Origin of the sequence: Janthinobacterium sp. CG3 (genome assembly GCF_000344615.1) — a bacterium.
Taxonomy (GTDB): domain Bacteria; phylum Pseudomonadota; class Gammaproteobacteria; order Burkholderiales; family Burkholderiaceae_D; genus Janthinobacterium.
The window spans coordinates 2,179,420-2,197,658 of the sequence record NZ_KB467824.1 but is presented as its reverse complement, the minus strand read 5'-3'; the positions used below and the strand labels follow the sequence as shown (position 1 = coordinate 2,197,658).

Below are 18,239 nucleotides of genomic sequence, written 5' to 3'. Positions count from 1 at the left end.
TTGCTCCATTTTCTGTCTAGATGTATAGGTGGCGGGCGGCGCCGACTGGTCGGTCCGAACGTCGTGCAGTCGGCTTGATTCGGTGGTGCTGGTGGATTGCGGGGCGGCGAGGGTGGCGCCCGGGGTGCGCCGGCGTGGATTGCGGCGCGCCCGTTTGTCGATGTTGTTTATGGATATAAACAAGTATATATTTGCAATAATGCATGTGTGGCAAATGATTGCGAAAGCCATCTTAGCGCATAATTTTTCAAAACGCCATCCACCGATTGCCAGGCGCGCTGGCCGGCACACGCGCCGCACGCAATTAAATTGGAGGTTTTGCTCTATTTCGCGGCCGTCAAAACAGCGCTTTCAAGGGGCAAACAAACGTGAAATCCGATTCGGCGTGTATATAATTGCTTTGGCAACATGCAATTTCACATACTACGCGCAACACGCGCTTTCGCTGAACGGAAATCGCACATGGAAGTACCACAAGGGTTGAGCCGCCTGATCGCTCCCTGGCCGCTGATTGCCGCCGTCGTTGCGGCGCCGCATGCCGCCGCCCAAACGCCCGTCGCGCTCGGCTTCGCCGAGGCCGTGCACGCCGCCGCCGCCGCCTCCGGCGCGCTGCAGGGCGCGCAGCTCGACGCCCGCGCCAAGGACTTGAAGGCGCAGGCGCTGTCACGCATCGACGGGCCGTCGCTGAGCCTGAACGCCTTCCAGGGCCGCCTGAGCACCAGCGTCAACCTCGACACCAGCCGCGTGGCCGGCGTGGTTGGCGGCATCGAAGCCGCCATCCCCAGCCTGCCGCTGCCGGACATTCCGACCTCCATCAGCCGCAACCTGACTGCCAACCTGTCCTCGGTCGGCCTGAGCAGCGTCTGGCCGCTCTACACCGGCGGCCGCCTCGACGCCGTCAAGGGCCTGGCCGCCGGCATGCGCCAGGAAGCCGAGGCCGACAGCCGCGAGGTCGAGGAAAAACTGGCGACCCAGGTGGCGCAGCGCTACTTCCAGCTGCTGCTGGCCGAGCGCGTCGTCGCGGTGCGCGCCGACGCCAGCGCTGGCATCGCCGAACACCAGCGCCACGCCAAAAAACTCGAAGCCGGCGGCCTGATTTCGCGCGCCGAACGGCTGCGCGCCGACGTCGCCCTGGACGGCGCCCGCAGCGAGGAGGCGCAGGCGCGCAGCGACGCCGAGATCGCGCAGGTGGCGCTGAACCGGCTGCTGGCGTCGGCCGTGCCGGTGCGTCCGCGCACGCCGCTGTTCGTGCACAGCGCGCCGCTCGGCCCGCTGCAATCGTTCGTCGACGCCGGCATGGACGGCAACGCCGCCTGGGGCAAGATCGACAGCAAGCGCGCCCAGGCGCAGCAGGCGCTGCGCCTGCACGGGCGCGAGTACGGCCCCAGCGTGTTCGCGGTCGGCAATTACAACCGCAACCGCGGCAACGACGCGTTGGTGCAGTCGACCTGGATGGTCGGCGTGGCGCTGAGCGTGCCGCTGGTCGGGCGCATCGATACCGGCAAGATGATCCAGGCCGCGCGGCTCGACCAGGAAAGGGTCGAGGTGACGGCGCGGCAGGCCGCGCGCGACATTCCGACCTTGATCGAAAAAAATTGGCGGGCGCTGGAAAACGCCCGCATCCAGTTCCTCGCCAGCGCCTCGTCGCTGGAACTGGCGCGCGAAAACATCAAGCTGCAATCGGCCGCCTTCCAGAACGGCCAGGTCACGGCGCTCGACGAGGTCGACGCCCGCCTCAATCTGGCCAAAATAGAAACCCAGCGCGCGCAAACCGCCTACGCCTACGTGATGGCGCTGGCCCAGCTACTCGAGGCCAGCGGCCAGCCGCAGCGCCTGGCCGCGCTGGCCGCGTCCGCCGACGTGCTCATTCCCCTGCAGGATCATTAATATGACGACAACGAAGAAAAACCCGCCGTACGCGCTCTGGCTGGGGCTGGCCGCGGTCGCGGCCTTCCTGGCCTGGGGTTTGTTCCAGGCATTCCAGCCGCAGCGGCTGCCGCTGCAAGGGCAGATGGACGCGCAGGAGGTCAACGTCTCGTCCAAGGTGCCGGGCCGGGTCGGCGCGCTGCACGTGCAACTGGGCCAGACGGTGCGCCGCGGCGACCCGCTGTTCGAGCTGACCAGCGCCGAAGTGCAAGCCAAGATCGCCCAGGCCACCGCCGCCGGCGAGGCCGCCCAGGCCGTGGCGGCGAAGGCCGACGCCGGCGCCCGGCCGGAGGAGGTCGAGGCGGCGCGCCTGAATTGGCAGCGCGCCCGCACCGGCGCCGACATCGCCCAGACCACCTTTGGCCGGGTCGACGCGATGTTCGGCCAGGGCGTGGTGGCGCGCCAAAAGCGCGACGAGGCCGAGGCGCAGGCGCGCGCGGCGCAGCAGTTGGCGCAGGCCGCCAAGGCCCAGTACGACATGGCGCTGAAGGGGGCGCGCAGCGAAGACAAGCTGGCGGCGCACGCGCAGGCGCGCCAGGTTGCCGGCGTGCTCAGCGAAGCCGAAATCGCCCTGGACGAAACCCGCGTCGTCGCGCCGGCGGCCGGCCAGGTCAGCAAGATCCAGATCCAGCCGGGCGAACTGGCGCCGCAGGGCTTCCCGGTCGTCACCCTGGTCAAGCTCGACGACGCCTGGGCTGTGCTGCAAGTGCGCGAGGACGAGATGGCCGCCTTCGCCATGGGCAGCGCCCACAGCGGCGACGTCGCGGCGCTGAAGCGGCAAGTCAGTTTCAAGGTCAGCTCGGTGGCCGTCATGCCGGACTTCGCCACCTGGCGCGCGGCGCGCCCGGGCGGCACCGATTTGCGCACGTTTGAAATCCGCCTGCGGCCGACGACCGCGGTGGACGGCCTGCGGCCGGGCATGTCGGTCGTCTTCCCGCCGCTCTGAATGGGGCCGCGATGAGCAACAAGCGGTCCGCCGGCGCCGGCGCGGTCTTGGCGCGCGAGTGCTTGCGCGTGCGCGCCGACTTCTGGGACCTGGGCATGCTGAGCTGGATCCCGCTGGCGCTGTACCTGCTGATCTGGCTGATCTTCTCGGCCGGCATGGCGCGCGACGTGCCGGTGGCGCTGGTCGACGAAGACCACAGTGCCGCCTCGCGCCAGCTGGGACGCTGGCTCGACGCCTCGCCCGGCGTGGCGGTGGTGGCGCAGGCGGCCGACGGCGCCGAAGCGATGGCCTTGCTGCGCGAGCGCCGCGCCTACGGCTTCGTGCTGATCCCGCGCGGCTTCGAAGGCCAACTGCTGGGCGGGCGCGCGGCCAGCGTGCAATGGTTCTACAACGGCCAGTTTTCCTCCCACGCCGGCGGCCTGACGCGCGACGTGCGCACCGTCGCCAGTACCCTGTCTGCCGGGGTCGAGCTGGGCGCGCGCGCCAAGCGCGGCGCCGGCCCGGTGCAGGCGGCGCAGCAGTTCGAACCGATCCGCAGCCGCATGGTCAGCCTGTTCAATGAAAACACCAGCTACGAATCGTTCCTGGTGCTGGCGCTGATTCCGTCGATGCTGCAAATTTTCGTCGTGGTGGCGGTGGTGACGAGCGTCGGGCGCGAGCTGCGCGACGCCAGCGTGCCGCAGTGGCTGGCCACGGCCGGCGGCAGCTGGCCGCGCGCGGTGCTGGGCAAGCTGGCGCTGCCGCTGCTGGCCTTCGCGCTACAGGCGCTGCTGTTCCTGCTGTTTTTCGCCGTGCTGCGCGGCTGGGCCGTGGCCGGCAGCGTGGCCGCGCTGGTGGCCGGCTTGCTGCTGCTGGTGCTGGCCTACCTCGGCGTCGGCCTGCTGCTGATCGGCGTCACGCTGTCGCTGCGCAACGCGCTGTCGGCGGCGGCCTTCATTACGGCGCCGGCCTTCGCCTACGCCGGCCAGGGCTTCCCGCTGCTGGCGATGCCGCCGCTGGCGCGCGCCTGGGCGCAGGCGCTGCCGCTGACGCACTACCTGCAACTGCAAAGCCGCCACTGGCTCGGCGGCGCTCCCTGGCGCTACGGCGTGGTCGACATGCTGACGCTGGCCGGCTTCGCGCTCGGCTGCGGCGGGCTCGGCCTGCTGCTGCTGAGCCGGCGCGGCAACAGTGCCGCCGCCTGGGGCAAAACATGAAAGAACACATCAGCGAAGACGGCAACACCGGCGTGCCGGCGCGGCTCTGGCGGGCGTTCGCGCTGACCTGGCGCGCGATGTTGGCCGACAAGGGCGCGCTGACGCTGCTGTTCGTCGGCGGCGTCATCTATTCCTTCTTCTACCCGCTGCCGTACAGCCGCGAGAGCGTCACCCAGGTGCCGGTGGCGATCGTCGACCAGGACCACAGCGCGCTGTCGCGGCAGATCGCGCGCTACGCGGCGGCGCATCCGTCGATCAAGGTGGTGGCGGTGACGCCGGACTTGCGGGTGGCGCAGGACCTGATCTGGCGCAACGACATCGCCGGCACGCTGTTCCTGCCGGCCGGCCTGCAAAACAAGGTGCTGGCCGGGCGCGCGGCCGAGGTTGAACTGGCCGGCAACGGCCTGTACCTGATGCTCAACAAGGCCGCGCTGAACGGCCTGGCCGAGGTGGTCGGCACCGTCTCGGCCGGTATCGAAATCAAGCGCCTGGGCGCGGCCACGCCGTCGGCGGCGCAGGCGGCGCAGCAGCGCCAGCCGGTGACGGTCAACGCGGTGCCGCTATTTAACGTGCGCGAGGGCTACGGCGCCTACATCGTGCCGGGCGTGGCCACGCTGATCGTCCAGCAAACGCTGCTGATGGCGATCTCGATGATGTTCGGCACCTGGGCGCAGCGGCGCGACTGTCCGCTGGCGCGCGACGCCGCCGGCTACTGCGGCATGCTGCTGGCGTACGCCTCGGTGGCGGCGGTTAACTGCGCCTACTTCTTCGGTTTCGTGCTGTGGTGGCAGGACTATCCGCGCGGCGGCAACGGCGTCGGCCTGGCCGTCTTCACCGTCTTGTTCGCGCTGACGGTGGCGGCCTTCGGCATCCTGCTCGGCACGCTGTTTCGCACCCGCGAACGCGGCGCGCAACTGCTCATCGTCACGTCGCTGCCGGTGCTGTTCCTGGCCGGCCTGGCCTGGCCCGAGACGGCCTTGCCGCCGGCCTTGTCGCTGGCGCGCTGGTTGCTGCCGTCGACCGCCGGCATTCAGGGCTTCATTGCCCTGAACCAGCTCGGCGCGTCGCTGGCGCAGGTGCGCCACGAGCTGCTGGCGCTGCTCGGCCTGCTGGCCGCCAGCGTGGCCGGTGGCTTGGCGCGCTGGCGCCAACTCAAGGAACTTGGCCCGGTGGACGATGATCTAATACCGGGAGGAGGAAACCATCATGAACGGACAGGCTAAAACGGCGGTCGTTATGCTGAGCTTACTGCTGGCGGCCGGGTGCGGCAATCTGACTGAGCGGGAACGCAACACGGCCGTGGGCGCGGCCGTCGGCGGTGTCGCCGGCTCGGTGCTGACCGGTGGCGAAACCGGGGGCGCGGTTGGCGGCGCCGTGGTGGGCGGCGTGATCGGCAACCAGATTAAGAAGTAAGCGTGTGTTGTGGGTCGGATTAGCGACAGCGTAATCCGACCATGTTGGCCGAAGCGGCACGCGCTGCTCCAGGCCTACTACCCAATGAGCGTCATTAAGTCAGTGCGGCGGCCGCTTCCTGCGCGCCCTGTGGCGCGTTGCCAAAGTGTTTCTCCACGGCGTCGCGTCCGGCCTGGTAGGCGTTGCTCACGCCGTAGGGCGAGAAGTCGGCGCCGCCGGTCAGCGGTGGTTCCGCCGCCTGGATAACCTGGACGTTTTTCAGCGCCCGCAGGCGCATCAGCCACTGGTAGGACGCCCGGCCGCGCAGCGCGCTGCCCTGCGGCAGTTCGCGCTCCAGCTCGGCCAGCATCTGGATAAAACCCTGCAGGCCCTCGGTGCCGCCGTACTGTGCCCAGAAGCGGTTCTGGTATTGCAGCGCGATGGTGCGGGTCTGTACTTCGACCAGGTTGGTCGGCAGCGGCAAGCCCTCGCTGGGGAACAGGTCGACGACGAAAATCGGCAGCGTCTCGATCTCGTCGGGTTCCAGCAGGTTGAGCAGGGCGTCGATCGGCGTGTTGCTGAACAGGCCGCCGTCCCAGAACTGGGTGCCGTTGATCTCGGTGGCGCCGAAACCGGGCGGCAGGCTGCCGCTGGCGATGATGTGGGCGGCGTCGATGCTGGTGCGGTGGGCAATGTGGCCCTCGGCGACGATGCGCTCGGCGCCGTGCGCCAGGTGGTTGGAGAAGGTGGTCGGTCCGCCGGTTTGCAGATTGGTCGACGTCACCGCCAGGCGCATGTGGGCCGGGTCGTTGATTTGTTCGAAGTCGCAATGCTTGTTGAGCGTCGTGTACATCGGCAAGGTGCTACACAGGCTGGTCCAGCTCAGCATGTCGAAGTAGTCGGTGCGTGGCTTGTAGAAATTCGGGTTGCCGAACAGCGACAGGCTGCCCTGCTGCGACGCCGGCAGCCACGGCACCTCCGGCAGGGTGATGGCGGCCCACAACTTGTGCAGGCTGGCGCAAATGTCGCCGCCGGGCGCGCCGGCCACCGCCGCGGCGTTGATGGCGCCGATCGACACGCCCGTCACCGCCGTCGGTTGCCAGCCGCGTTCAACCAGGGCCGCCACCACGCCGTATTCGAAGGCGCCGAGCGCGCCACCACCTTGCAAAACCAATGCCATCTGTTTCATGCGAATTCCTCCCAGGTTGAGTCGATCCGGGCGGGCTGCCCGAACTCGACTGTACGGAAGGGCGGCCGGGGCCGCATTGATCGGCAGCAACGCCGGGTCGCGGCCGGTTTGCGGCGCACGGGTGCGTGCCGCAAACCGGCCAACAGGCGCGGCGCTTAGCGGTCGATCCAGGCCATCCGTTCCTTGCTGTAGCGTTCGCCGGAAACCTGCAGCAGCGCCCGCTCCAGCGTCGCCGTTTCGGCCGGACTGAGCGTGACCTCGGCGGCCGCCGCGTTCTTTTCCAGATAGCTGCGCCGCTTGGTGCCGGGGATAGGCACGATGTCGTCGCCCTGTTGCAGCACCCACGCCAGCGCCACCTGGCCCGGGGTCAGCTGTCTGGCCGCGGCAATGTCGCCGACCACCTGCGCGGCGCGCATATTGGCGTCGAAGTTGTCGCCCTGCAGGCGCGGGTCGAGGTGGCGGAAGTCGGACGGCGCGTATTGCTCGGCGCGCAGGGCGGTACCGCCGAGGAAGCCCCGGCCGAGCGGGCTGAAGGGCACCAGCCCGATACCCAGTTCGCGCAGCACCGGCAGGATCGCCACTTCCAGGTTGCGCTCCCACAGCGAGTACTCGCTTTGCAGCACCGTGATCGGATGCACGGCGTGCGCCTTGCGGATGTTGGCCACGCCCGCCTCGGACAGACCGAGGAAGCGCACCTTGCCCTCGCGCACCAGCTCGGCCATCACGCCGACCACGTCCTCGACCGGCACCCGCGGGTCGATCCTGTGCTGGTACAGCAAGTCGATATAGTCGGTGCCGAGACGGCGCAGCGACCCTTCGACCGCGCGGCGGATGTGCGACAGGTCGCTGGTGACGCCGGTGGTCACGCCGTCCTCGATTTTAAAACCGAACTTGGTCGCCAGCACCACCTCGTGGCGGCGCCCGGCGAAGGCGCGGCCCAGCAACTCCTCGTTGTGGTAGGGGCCGTACTGCTCGGCCGTGTCGAAGAAATTGACGCCCAATTCGAGCGCGCGGCGCAACGTGGCCAGCGATTCGGTGTCGTCGGCCGGGCCGTAGGTGGTGCTCATGCCCATGCAGCCCAAGCCCATGGCCGAGACGCGCAAACCGCTGGCCCCCAATTGACGTTGTTTCATCCGCTGTTCCATGCTTGCCGCTCCTGAGTAAGTGAGAAATGTTGCCACGGGGTTGAGTATGTATCTGCACCAATAAATAAACAATTACCTTAAAATGCAAAGCATTGTTGATCTGTGTGCAAAGGTGGCGACGGTGGAAATGCTCAGGGAAATGGCGATCTTCGCCCAAGTGGTCGACAGCGGCAGTTTTTCGGCCGCCGCGCGCCAGCTGGCGCTGACCACCTCGGCGGTCAGCCGCCACGTCTCGCGGCTGGAGGCGCACATGGGCGGGCGCCTGCTGCACCGGACCACCCGCTCGCTGGCGCTGACCGAGCTGGGCCGGCAAGTCCACGACGGCTGCGCGCGCATGCTCAGCACCGCGCGCGAGATCCACGCGCTGGCGGGCAGCTACAGCGCGCGTCCGAACGGCGTGATCCGCGTCACCGCGCCGGTGGTGCTGGGGCAGGTCTGGCTGGCGCCGCGGCTGCCGCGCTTCCTGGCGCTGTATCCGGAGGTGGACCTGCGCCTGACGCTGGTGGACCGGCTGGTCGACCTGGTCGGCGAGGGCTACGACCTGGGCATCCGCATCGCGCACCAGCTGGCGCCGGGGCTGGCGGCGCGGCAACTCGGTGACATGCGCTACATCCTGGTGGCGGCGCCCGGCTACCTGGCGGCGCGCGGCGAACCGCGGCAGCCGCAGGCGCTGGCCGGGCACGACTGCATCCACTTCGGCTATCTCTCGCACGGCGATCGCTGGCAGTTGCAGCGCGGCGGCGTGCGCCACAGCGTGGCGGTGACGACCCGGCTAACCATCGACAACAGCGCGGCGATCCTCGGCGCGGTCGAGGCCGGCGCCGGCATCGGCCTGGTGACCGACTTCAGCGCCGGCGCCGCGCTGGCCGCCGGCACGGTGCGCCAGTTGCTGCCGGAGTGGCAACTATGCGCGCCCTACGCCGGCGCGGTGCACGCGGTCTACATGCCGGGGCCGCACCTGGCGCTGAAAGTGCGCGTGCTGATCGACTACCTGGTAGCCGAGAAATTCTAGCCGGGAGTAAAGTGAGCGCGCTTTTCGCAGGTCGGGTGGGTCGCAACGGCGTAACCCGACTGGCGTCGGCGGCGGCTCGGCGTCGGACGACGCGTTGCGTTAATCCGACCCACGACACGCTGGCGCTTGATGTTGACGCAAGGCATACGCCTCAGGCGGCGGCCAATGCCTGCTCCAGGTCGGCCAGCAAGTCGTCGATGTGCTCGATGCCTACCGACAGGCGCAACATGTCCTCGGAGACGCCGGCCTTGGCCAGCTCCGCCGGATTCAACTGCCGGTGCGTAGTCGAGGCGGGGTGCGTCGCCAGCGACTTGGCGTCGCCGATGTTGACCAGCCGGGTGAACAATTGTAGCGCGTCGAGCACGCGCGCGCCGGCCGCGCGTGGATCGTCGCGCGACGCCGTCTTCAAGCCGAACGACAAAATCCCCGAGGCCCGGCCGCCCATGTACTGGCGCGCCAGCGCGTGGTCGGGGTGGTCCTCCAGCCCGGCGTAGTTGACCCACGCCACCTTCGGATGGCGCGCCAGGTGCTGCGCCAGCGCCTGGGCGTTGCTGCAAATGCGGTCCATCCGCAGGGCCAGCGTTTCGATTCCCTGCAAGATCAAAAACGCGTTCAACGGCGCGATCGCCGCCCCCATATTACGCAGCGGCACCACGCGGGCGCGGCCGATAAAGGCCGCCGGCCCGAACGCCTCGGTGTAGACCACGCCGTGGTAGGAGACGTCCGGTTCGTTCAAGCGCTTGAAGCGCTCCTTATGCTCGGCCCAGGGGAATTTGCCGCTGTCGACGATGGCGCCGCCGACGCTGGTGCCGTGGCCGCCGAGGTATTTGGTCAGCGAATGGACCACGATATCGGCGCCGTGCTCGATCGGCCGGCACAGGTAGGGGCTGGGCACGGTGTTGTCGACGATCAAAGGGATGCCGTGGGCGTGGGCGATCTCGGCCAGCTTGGCGAAGTCGGTGACGTTGCCCAACGGGTTGCCGATCGACTCGCAAAAGATCGCCTTGGTGCGCGCGTCGATCAGCGCGGCGAAGGTGTCGGGCTGGCGCGCGTCGGCGAAGCGCACCTCGATGCCGATCTGCGGCAAGGTATGGGCGAACAGGTTGTAGGTGCCGCCGTACAACTGGCTGGCGGAGATGAAGTTGTCGCCGGCCTCGGCGATGGTCTGGATCGCGTAGGTGATCGCCGCCATGCCCGACGCCACCGCCAGCGCGGCGACCCCGCCTTCAAGCGCGGCGACGCGTTTTTCCAGCACATCCTGGGTCGGGTTCATGATGCGGGTGTAGATATTGCCGGGCACCTTCAAGTCGAACAGGTCGGCGCCGTGCTGGGCGTTGTCGAAGGCGTAGGCGACCGTTTGATAAATCGGCACCGCCGCCGCCCGGGTGGTCGGGTCGGGCGAGTAACCGGCGTGCACGGCGAGCGTTTCGAGCTTCATGATGTCCTTAGGATATAAAAAAAACTATTGTGGCATGAAAAATTTTTCTATTAAGCACCATCTGTTAGAATTTTAAGTGATATCGATATAGCGATTTTCCATCTGGCGTCTGGATGCTACGTCGGCTGAAATAGGTATGCTGTAATAAGTCGGCAGTAATAGGTAATAGGCAATAAGTAATAAGCAATAATAAGCAGCAATATGCACCGCAAGAATTGCCGCCGACTGGAAAATAAAATGAACAATCTAAAAAAAATCAAAGTGCGGGAATTGCGCCTGGGAATGTTCCTGAATGGATTCGACGGCGCCTGGCTGCAACATCCTTTTTGGAAAACCAAGTTTTTATTGCTGGAACCGGCCGATCTGCTGGCCGCCCATGGCAGCAGCGTGGCCGAGTGCTGGATAGATATCGAAAAAGGTGAGGATGTGGCGCCGCCGGTCGCCGTGGCGCCAGCGGCCGCCGCGCCGCGCGTGGTCTTGCCGGAAGCGCCGGCGCTGCCGCCGGTGAGCGCCAGCTTCGGCGAGGAAATGCAACGCGCCGCGAAACTGTGCCGCAAAGCCCGCGACGCCACCGCGTCGATGTTCAACGAGGCGCGCCTGGGCAACGCCATCGACCCGGAGCAATGCGTGCCGCTGGTGACGGAAATCGCCGAATCGATGTTGCGCAACCCCGGCGCATTGATCAGCCTGGCGCGCTTGAAAACCAGCGACGACTACACCTATATGCACTCGGTGGCGGTGTGCGCGTTGATGGTGTCGCTGGGGCGCGCGCTCGGCATGGACGAAGAGCAATGCCGCGACGCCGGCCTGGCTGGGCTGCTGCACGACATCGGCAAGGCCACCATTTCAAACGACATTCTCAACAAGCCGGGTAAGCTAACCAGCCAGGAATTCGACTCCGTCAAGCGGCACCCGGTGCGCGGCTACGAGCTGCTGGTGCGCGGTGATGCCGCCAACGCGGCGGCGCTCGACGTCTGTCTGCACCACCATGAAAAATACGATGGCAGCGGTTATCCGGACAAGCTGGCCGGCGAGGACATTTCGCTGATGGCGCGCATGGGGGCGGTGTGCGACGTGTACGACGCGATCACTTCGAACCGGCCGTACAAGTCGGGTTGGGACCCGGCTGAATCGGTGGCCCAGATGATTTCATGGAAGGGCCATTTCGACCAGAAAATATTGTCGGCGTTTATCAAAACCCTCGGCATCTACCCAACCGGCGCCCTGGTCAGAATGGACAGCGGGCGCCTGGCCGTGGTGCTTGAACAGAACCCGGCCCAGCTTACCAAGCCGGTCGTCAAGGTCTTCTTTTCGACCAAGTCGGACACCTACATCCCGGTCGAGCGCATCGACCTGTCGCAAAAACACGCCAGCGACCGCATCGCCGGGCGCGAACCACGGGAGAAATGGACGTTCGTGCAGATCGACGAGTTGTGGGCAGGCGAATTCGCGCCCGTGCGCGCGAACGGATAAAGCGGTTCGCAAGACTGCATGCGAAAATAGCCGACCCAATAACAAGCCGTTCGGATCTGCGTGGCAGTCGGCGGCTGAACCTCTATTCTCGACAAGGCAGTATCAATGCAAATGGACAAAGGACAGCGCGTCAAACTGGCTGACGCATTGAGCGTCGACAGCGGATTTGTGGCGCGGTTGTCGGCAAGCGGCCCTGGCTTGACTATCGATTTCGTTTGCTTCGGCCTCGACGCGGCCGGCCAGCTGTGGCACGACGACTATATGACCTTCTTCAACCAGCCGGCGACGCCCTGCGGCGGCGTGGCCATGGCCGCCGGCGCGCCCGACGCCACCTTCACCTTCGAGCTGGAGCGCCTGCCCGCCGCGGTCGAGCGGCTGGTGCTGGCGGCGGCCATTGACGGCGCCGGCTCGATGGGGCAGCTGGAGCATGGCCACGTCCGACTGCTCCAGGATGGGCGGGAAGGCGTTGCGTTCTCCTTCGCCGGCGCCGATTTCAGCGCCGAGCGCGCCTTGATATTGGCGGAAATGTATCGCCTCGACGGCGCTTGGCGCTTCGGCGCGACGGGGCAGGGCTTCAACGGCGGCCTGGACGCGCTGGTGCAGCATTTCGGCGCCGACGTTGGCGCCGCCGTATCGCCCGGCGAGCGGGCGCCGCCGTCCGCGCCGCGGGACCCCGCCGTCATGCTCGACATTCACATCGCCGCCGACCGCACCATCGGCTACGCGGCAATTCAAAACAACGTCCCGGTGGTGCGCGCCCTCACCCTGCTCAACACGGGCGCGGCGCCGCTGCTCGACGTCGACGTCGAAATCCGCTGCGCGCCCGCGTTCGCGCTCGGCACCCGCCTCAAGTTCGAGCGCTTGATGCCCGGCGAGAGCCGCAAGATGGCGCCGATCGACCTGCAACCGGACCACGCCTACCTGAGCGCCCTCGACGAGTCGGAGCGCGCCGCGATCCAGGTCAGCGCGACGGCGCAGGGCCGGCCGGTGGCGCAGGCCAGCCGCGCCATCGACGTGTTGGCCTACGACCAATGGGCCGGCACGCGCTCGCTGCCGGAATTGCTGGCGGCGTTTTGCATGCCGAATTCACCGGTGGTCGACCAACTCATCGCCGCCGCCTCGACGTTGTTGCGCGCGGCCTCAGCCGGCGCGGCCATGAGCGGCTACCAGGCCAAGAACCGCGAAAAAGTCTGGCAGCAGGTGTCGGCCTTGTACAGCACGCTGCTGGCGGAAGACCTACAGTATGCCAATCCGCCGGCGTCGTTCGGCGCCGACGGCCAGAAAATCCGCACGCCGGAGCGCATCTTCGGCGGCAGGGTCGCCACCTGCCTCGACCTGGCCATGCTGTTCGCCTCCTGCCTGGAGCAGGCCGGCCTGCATCCGGTGGTGTTGTTCAAGGAGGGTCACGCCTGGGTCGGCGTGTGGCTGATCGAAACCTGTTTTCCGACCGCCCTGGTCGACGACGTGCAAACGCTCAGAAAGCGCGTGAGTTCCGGCGAGTTCATCGTCTTCGAAACCACCGGCGTCGCCGGCGGGCAGAAGCCGTCGCTGCGCCAGGCCTGCGCGCGGGGCGCGGAAGAGTTGAATGAAGCCAGCGCTTTCCTCTACGCGATCGACGTTCGCCGCGCCCGGGAACTGCAGATCCTGCCGCTGCGCTCGCGCTCCGCCAGCGCCGCGCCGCCAACCCCGCTGGCCATCGACGCGGCGCAGGCGATCGAGGACATGCCGGCGCTGCCGCCCTTGGACCCGGTGGTGCCGCCGCTGACGCGGTCCGACATCCCCGACACGCCCGACGGCCGGTTGGCGCGCTGGAAAAGCAAGCTGCTCGATTTAACCCTGCGCAACCGCCTGCTCAACTTCAAACCTGCGAAAACCAATGTGCGGGTGATTTGCCCGAACCCCGGCGCCCTGGAGGACGTGCTGGCCGAAGGCAAGGAGTTCAAAATACGCGCGCTGCCGCCGGTGATGACCGGCAGCGACCACCGCGACGCCGCCGTGTTCGCCGCGCGCACCGGCGCCACACCGTTCGACGCGCTGGCCGGCGACGCGCTCGGCCGCGGCGAGTTGATCGTCGACGTGCCGGCGGAGGCCCTGGAGGCGCGCCTGCTGGAGATCTTCCGCGCCGCCGGCACCGGGCTGGAAGAGGGCGGCGCCAATACCTTGTTCATGGTGTTCGGCATGCTCGAATGGCAGGAGGACAAGGACGCCGAGGCGCGCCACCTGGCGCCGATACTGCTGATCCCGGTGACACTGTCGCGCCAGTCGGTGCGCAGCGGCTTCCGCCTGACCCGGCACGACGACGAGGCGCTGGTGAACCCAACGCTGGTGCAGAAGCTGTTGCAGGACTTCGGCTTGAAGCTGCCTTCGTTCGAGGTATTGTCGGGCGACGACAAGGGCATCGACGTCGCCGGCATCCTGCAGATTTTCCGGCTCCACGTGACCGAGTTGAAGGGGTGGGAGGTCAAGGAGCAGGTACACCTGGGTATTTTCTCGTTCACCAAATTCCTGATGTGGAAGGATTTGCAAAGCCGCCACAAGGCGCTGTTGGAAAACAGCGTCGTCGCGCACCTGATCAACCACCCCGGCAAGGCCTTCGCCGACAACGCCATCGGCTTCGCCCCGGCCACGCTGGACGACACGCACCGGCCGCAAGACCTGTTCGCGCCGCTGCTGTCGGACTCGTCGCAACTGCGGGCGATCTGCGTGGCCGGCGCCGGCACCAACCTGGTCGTCGAAGGCCCGCCGGGCACCGGCAAGAGCCAAACCATCACCAATCTGATCGCGCACCTGCTGGCGACCGGGAAATCGGTGCTGTTCGTGTCCGAAAAAATGGCCGCGCTGGAGGTGGTGCACCGGCGCCTGAACTCCCTGGGGCTGGGCGCGTTCTGCCTGGAGCTGCATTCGTCGAAGGCCAAGAAAAGCAGCGTCTTGAAGCAGCTCGGCGACGCGCTGGAAGCGGCCGGCGCGCGCTCGGTCAAGGACTGGGAGCTGGAGGCCGATCGGCTGGCCGCGCTGCGCCGGGAATTGAACGCGCTGTCCAACGCGCTGCACCGGGTCCATCCCAACGACCTCAGCGTCTACGACGCCATCGGCGTGTGCATCAAGCACGCCGAGCGGCGGCCGGCAACGATGGATTGGCTTGATGCCAACCAGCACAGCCGGGTCGAGCTGGAGGGTTTGCGCGATACCTCGCGGCAGATGGCGGCCTTGGCCGGCCAGCTGTCGCAATTGGGCGCGCATCCGCTGGCGGACATCGCCAACGCCGACTGGACCCCATCCTGGCAGCAGGATGTGCTCGACGCGGCCGCCGCCCTGGCCACGGCGGCCGGCGCCTTGCGGGAGCGGGCGGCGCCGGCTTTGGCGGCGATTGGACTGCCCGACGCCGGACTCTCCTTGCATGAGCTGGGCGCCCTGGACCGGCTCGCCGACGCCTTGCTGCGCGCGCCGCATATGCCACCCGGCGTCGCGCGCGCCGCCCACGATGAAGCGGCGCGCGCGACCTTGGCGCAGTTGCGCCGGCACGGCCTGGCGCGGCACAAGGCATGGGAGTCGCTGGGCGGCGCCTACCGCGAGGAGCTTGCCACGCTAGCCGCCGCGGAACTGACATTGCAATGGGCCGAAGCCGGCGCCGCGTGGTGGCCCAAGAGCTGGTTCGCGAAACGCGCCGTGCTCAACCGCATCCGGGAGTTCAGGGGCGACGCGCAGCGTCCGCGCGAAGACGAGGTCGCGCCCTTGCTGGGGGCGCTGGGGCGGCTGAACGCGGAAGACGCCGCGCTGGCGTCGATGGCGGCGGACGCCGGCGCGCTGCTGCAGGGCGGTTACGCGGCGCATAACACCGACTGGGCCGCGGTCGAAGCGGCCGAAGGCTGGGCCGGCGAATTCGCCGACGCGCTGGTCGGCATGGCCGGCGGCGACGTCGAACGCGCCACGGCGCTGCGAGAGAAATTACAGTTGTTGGTGACGGAAAACCGCGCCATGCTGAAGCCGGACGGCGCGCTCGGCGCCGCGCTGCTGGCCTACCGCGAAGCCTTGCGGATGTTCACCGGCGAGTTGGCCAACGTCGACCGGATAGCCGCGTGCGGCGGCGCCTTGGCGATGGCGCCCGCCGCCGCCGGCGCCATCGCCACGCTGCTGGCGCTGCTGCAAGGCTGGCAGGCGGCGGCGCGCCAATTGCAGCCATGGTGCCTGTGGCGGCGGGTGCGCGCCAAGGCCATCGGCCAGGGGCTGCACGGCCTGGTGGCCAGTCTGGAGAGCGGCGCCGTCGCCTTGCCGGATATCCCGGAGTTTTTCGAGTACAGCTACCGCAACTGGTGGTTGAGGAAAAGCGTGGACCTGGAAACGGTGCTGTGCACCTTCTCCAGCGCCGACCATGAACGCAAAATCCGCGAATTCCAGGCCGCCGACGCCCGCTTCCAGTTGCTGACGCAGCAGTACGTCGTGGCGCGGCTGGCGGCGCAGGTGCCGTCCAGCGCCGGCATCGCCCCGGGCGCCGATTCCGAAATGGGCAAGCTGCGGCGCGAACTGCAAAAGCAGCGCAAGCATATGCCGATCCGCCAGCTGGTCCAAAGCCTGCCGACCTTGATGGCCAAATTGAAGCCGTGCCTGCTGATGTCGCCGCTGTCGGTGGCGCAGTACCTGGACGCGGCGCACGCGCCGTTCGACGTCGTGGTCTTCGACGAGGCTTCGCAGATACCGGTGTGGGACGCCGTCGGCGTGATCGCGCGCGGGCGCCAGTTGACCTGCGTGGGCGACCCGAAGCAGTTGCCGCCGACGAGTTTCTTCACCCGCCTCGACGACGAGGACGGCGTGGGCGAGGACGATGTGCAGGATCTGGAGAGCATTCTCGACGAGTGCCTGAGCATCGGCATGCCCAAACTGAGCCTGAACTGGCACTATCGCAGCCGCCATGAAAGCCTGATCACCTTCAGCAACGTCACCTATTACGAGAGCCGCCTGGTGACCTTCCCGTCGCCGGCCACCGACGACCGCGGCGTGCGCTTCGAACACGTGCGGGGCGTGTACGACCGCGGTGGCGCGCGCACCAACCGGGCCGAGGCGCTGGCCATCGTCAAGGCGATCGAAAACCATTACCTGGACCCGGCGCGCTGCGCGCTGAGCCTGGGCGTAGTGACGTTCAACCAGGCCCAACAAAACCTGATTGAGCGCTTGCTCGACGAGCGCCGGCGCGCCTCGGCCGCGCTCGACCAGGCGATCGCGCTGGCGCTGAACGAGCCCTTGTTCATCAAGAACCTGGAAAACGTCCAAGGCGACGAGCGCGACATCATCTACTTCTCGATCACCTACGGGCCGGATGCGACTGGCAAGGTCAACCTCAACTTCGGCCCGCTGAACCTGGAGGGCGGACACCGGCGGCTGAACGTCGCGGTGTCGCGCGCGCGCCAGGGCGTGGTGGTGTTCAGCACCTTGCTGCCGGAGCAGATCGACCTGTCGCGGGTGCGCGCCGCCGGCGTGCGCGACTTGAAAAACTACCTGGAGTTTGCGATTCGCGGGCCGCGCGCCCTGGCCGAACAGGCCGCGCCGGCCGGACCCGAACCGGACGGCCCGTTCGAGCTGGAGGTGATCCGCGTCCTGCGCGAGCAAGGCTGGACCGTGCATGCGCAGGTTGGCGTGTCGGCGTACCGCATCGATATCGGCGTCGTCGATCCGCGCGCGCCGGGCCGCTATCTGCTCGGCGTCGAGTGCGACGGCCGCAACTACCATTCGGGCGCCACCGCGCGCGACCGCGATCGCCTGCGCCAGCACGTGCTGAAAGGTTTGGGCTGGGAACTGCAGCGGATCTGGTCGACCGACTGGTGGTTGGACCCGCGGGAAGCGTCGCGCAAACTGCTGGCGCGCCTGCAGCAGTTGCTGGCGCGGGAAGCGCTCGCGTTGGACGCCGGTGAACCAGTCGCGCCGGCGCATGTCGTTGTGCTGGAGGCCGGCCCGGCTGAACTGCCGCGATATCGGCCGACACCCTTGCCGGCGGGGGTGTCGGGCAGTTTCTACGACGCCGCCTCGAAGCAGACGCTGCGCGATCAGTTGGTGCAGGTCGCCAACGCCGAGGGGCCGGTTGCGCACCACCTGGCGTTCAAGCGCGTCATGCGCGCCTGGGGCTTGTCGCGGACCGGCCGGCGCATCGAGGATTTGCTGAGCGGGCTAGCGCCGGCGCAGATCGCGCGCACCGGCGACGGGTTTTACTGGCCTAACGGGCTCGACCCGAGCACGTGGGAGGGCTTCCGCCTGCCCGGCGGCGAAGCGGAGTCAAAGCGCCCGATCGAGGAAATTTGCCTGGAGGAGATCGGCAACCTGGCGCTGTTTATCCTGTCGGAGCATGGCAGCACCTCGCGTGACGACCTGGGGCGGTCGGTGTGCCGCATGCTTGGCATGGCGCGCACCACGACCGAGGCGGAGGAGCGCATCGGCCGGGCGCTGGCGCACGGCCGCGCCGGCGCGCGCATCCACATTGACAACGGCGTCGCCGCTAAAAAAGAGGGAATTTCGTAGGTCGGGTTAGCCCAAGGG

Annotated in this window: 11 protein-coding genes; 8 read left to right on the top strand and 3 right to left on the bottom strand. The window is 67.7% G+C overall.

Features of this window, described 5'->3' with window-relative positions; genetic code table 11:
- Positions 1-462: 462 nt before the first annotated feature.
- Genes JANGC3_RS0109445 through JANGC3_RS0109425 form a run of 5 tightly spaced genes read left to right on the top strand, consistent with a single transcriptional unit; the run spans position 463 to position 5,481 of the window.
- Positions 463-1,887 carry a TolC family protein gene (locus tag JANGC3_RS0109445; protein WP_157406546.1) on the top strand — a complete coding sequence of 475 codons (1,425 nt, stop codon included), beginning with the start codon at positions 463-465 and terminating at the stop codon, positions 1,885-1,887.
- A 1-nt stretch (position 1,888) separates the two neighbouring features.
- Positions 1,889-2,872 (top strand): HlyD family secretion protein, encoded by a 984-nt coding sequence (locus JANGC3_RS0109440; protein ID WP_017876243.1) that lies wholly within the window; start codon positions 1,889-1,891, stop codon positions 2,870-2,872.
- A gap of 11 nt (positions 2,873-2,883) precedes the next feature.
- The gene (locus tag JANGC3_RS0109435; RefSeq protein ID WP_017876242.1) at positions 2,884-4,068 is read left to right on the top strand and encodes an ABC transporter permease; all 1,185 of its coding nucleotides are present in this window, start codon (positions 2,884-2,886) and stop codon (positions 4,066-4,068) included.
- The gene (locus JANGC3_RS0109430) at positions 4,065-5,291 is read left to right on the top strand and encodes an ABC transporter permease (RefSeq protein WP_017876241.1); all 1,227 of its coding nucleotides are present in this window, start codon (positions 4,065-4,067) and stop codon (positions 5,289-5,291) included. Before JANGC3_RS0109435 ends, JANGC3_RS0109430 begins: the two co-directional genes overlap by 4 nt.
- On the top strand, positions 5,275-5,481 hold the full coding sequence (locus JANGC3_RS0109425; protein ID WP_026132772.1) for a glycine zipper 2TM domain-containing protein: 207 nt from the start codon (positions 5,275-5,277) through the stop codon (positions 5,479-5,481). The genes JANGC3_RS0109430 and JANGC3_RS0109425 overlap by 17 nt, the downstream gene beginning before the upstream one ends.
- A 94-nt stretch (positions 5,482-5,575) precedes the next feature.
- Here the strand turns inward: JANGC3_RS0109425 and JANGC3_RS0109420 are convergent, their stop codons facing one another.
- Positions 5,576-6,649 carry a patatin-like phospholipase family protein gene (locus JANGC3_RS0109420; protein WP_017876239.1) on the bottom strand — a complete coding sequence of 358 codons (1,074 nt, stop codon included), beginning with the start codon at positions 6,647-6,649 and terminating at the stop codon, positions 5,576-5,578.
- A gap of 155 nt (positions 6,650-6,804) precedes the next feature.
- Positions 6,805-7,782: an aldo/keto reductase gene (locus JANGC3_RS0109415; protein WP_035788492.1), complete on the bottom strand. Its 978-nt coding sequence runs from the start codon at positions 7,780-7,782 to the stop codon at positions 6,805-6,807.
- A 94-nt stretch (positions 7,783-7,876) separates the two neighbouring features.
- On the opposite strand from JANGC3_RS0109415, the gene JANGC3_RS0109410 reads away from it, so the two are divergent.
- On the top strand, positions 7,877-8,806 hold the full coding sequence (locus JANGC3_RS0109410; protein ID WP_232429683.1) for a LysR family transcriptional regulator: 930 nt from the start codon (positions 7,877-7,879) through the stop codon (positions 8,804-8,806).
- A gap of 151 nt (positions 8,807-8,957) precedes the next feature.
- Here the strand turns inward: JANGC3_RS0109410 and JANGC3_RS0109405 are convergent, their stop codons facing one another.
- Entirely contained in the window at positions 8,958-10,244 is a 1,287-nt protein-coding gene (locus JANGC3_RS0109405; RefSeq protein ID WP_017876236.1) for an O-acetylhomoserine aminocarboxypropyltransferase/cysteine synthase family protein, read from the bottom strand.
- Between the two features lie 237 nt (positions 10,245-10,481).
- Here JANGC3_RS0109405 and JANGC3_RS0109400 point away from each other — a divergent pair, with 237 nt between their 5' ends.
- Both JANGC3_RS0109400 and JANGC3_RS0109395 read left to right on the top strand, forming a co-directional pair.
- Entirely contained in the window at positions 10,482-11,717 is a 1,236-nt protein-coding gene (locus tag JANGC3_RS0109400) for an HD-GYP domain-containing protein (protein WP_017876235.1), read from the top strand.
- A 105-nt stretch (positions 11,718-11,822) separates the two neighbouring features.
- Complete coding sequence (locus JANGC3_RS0109395) at positions 11,823-18,221, top strand: DUF3320 domain-containing protein (protein ID WP_017876234.1); 6,399 nt, start codon at positions 11,823-11,825, stop codon at positions 18,219-18,221.
- Positions 18,222-18,239: the final 18 nt, after the last annotated feature.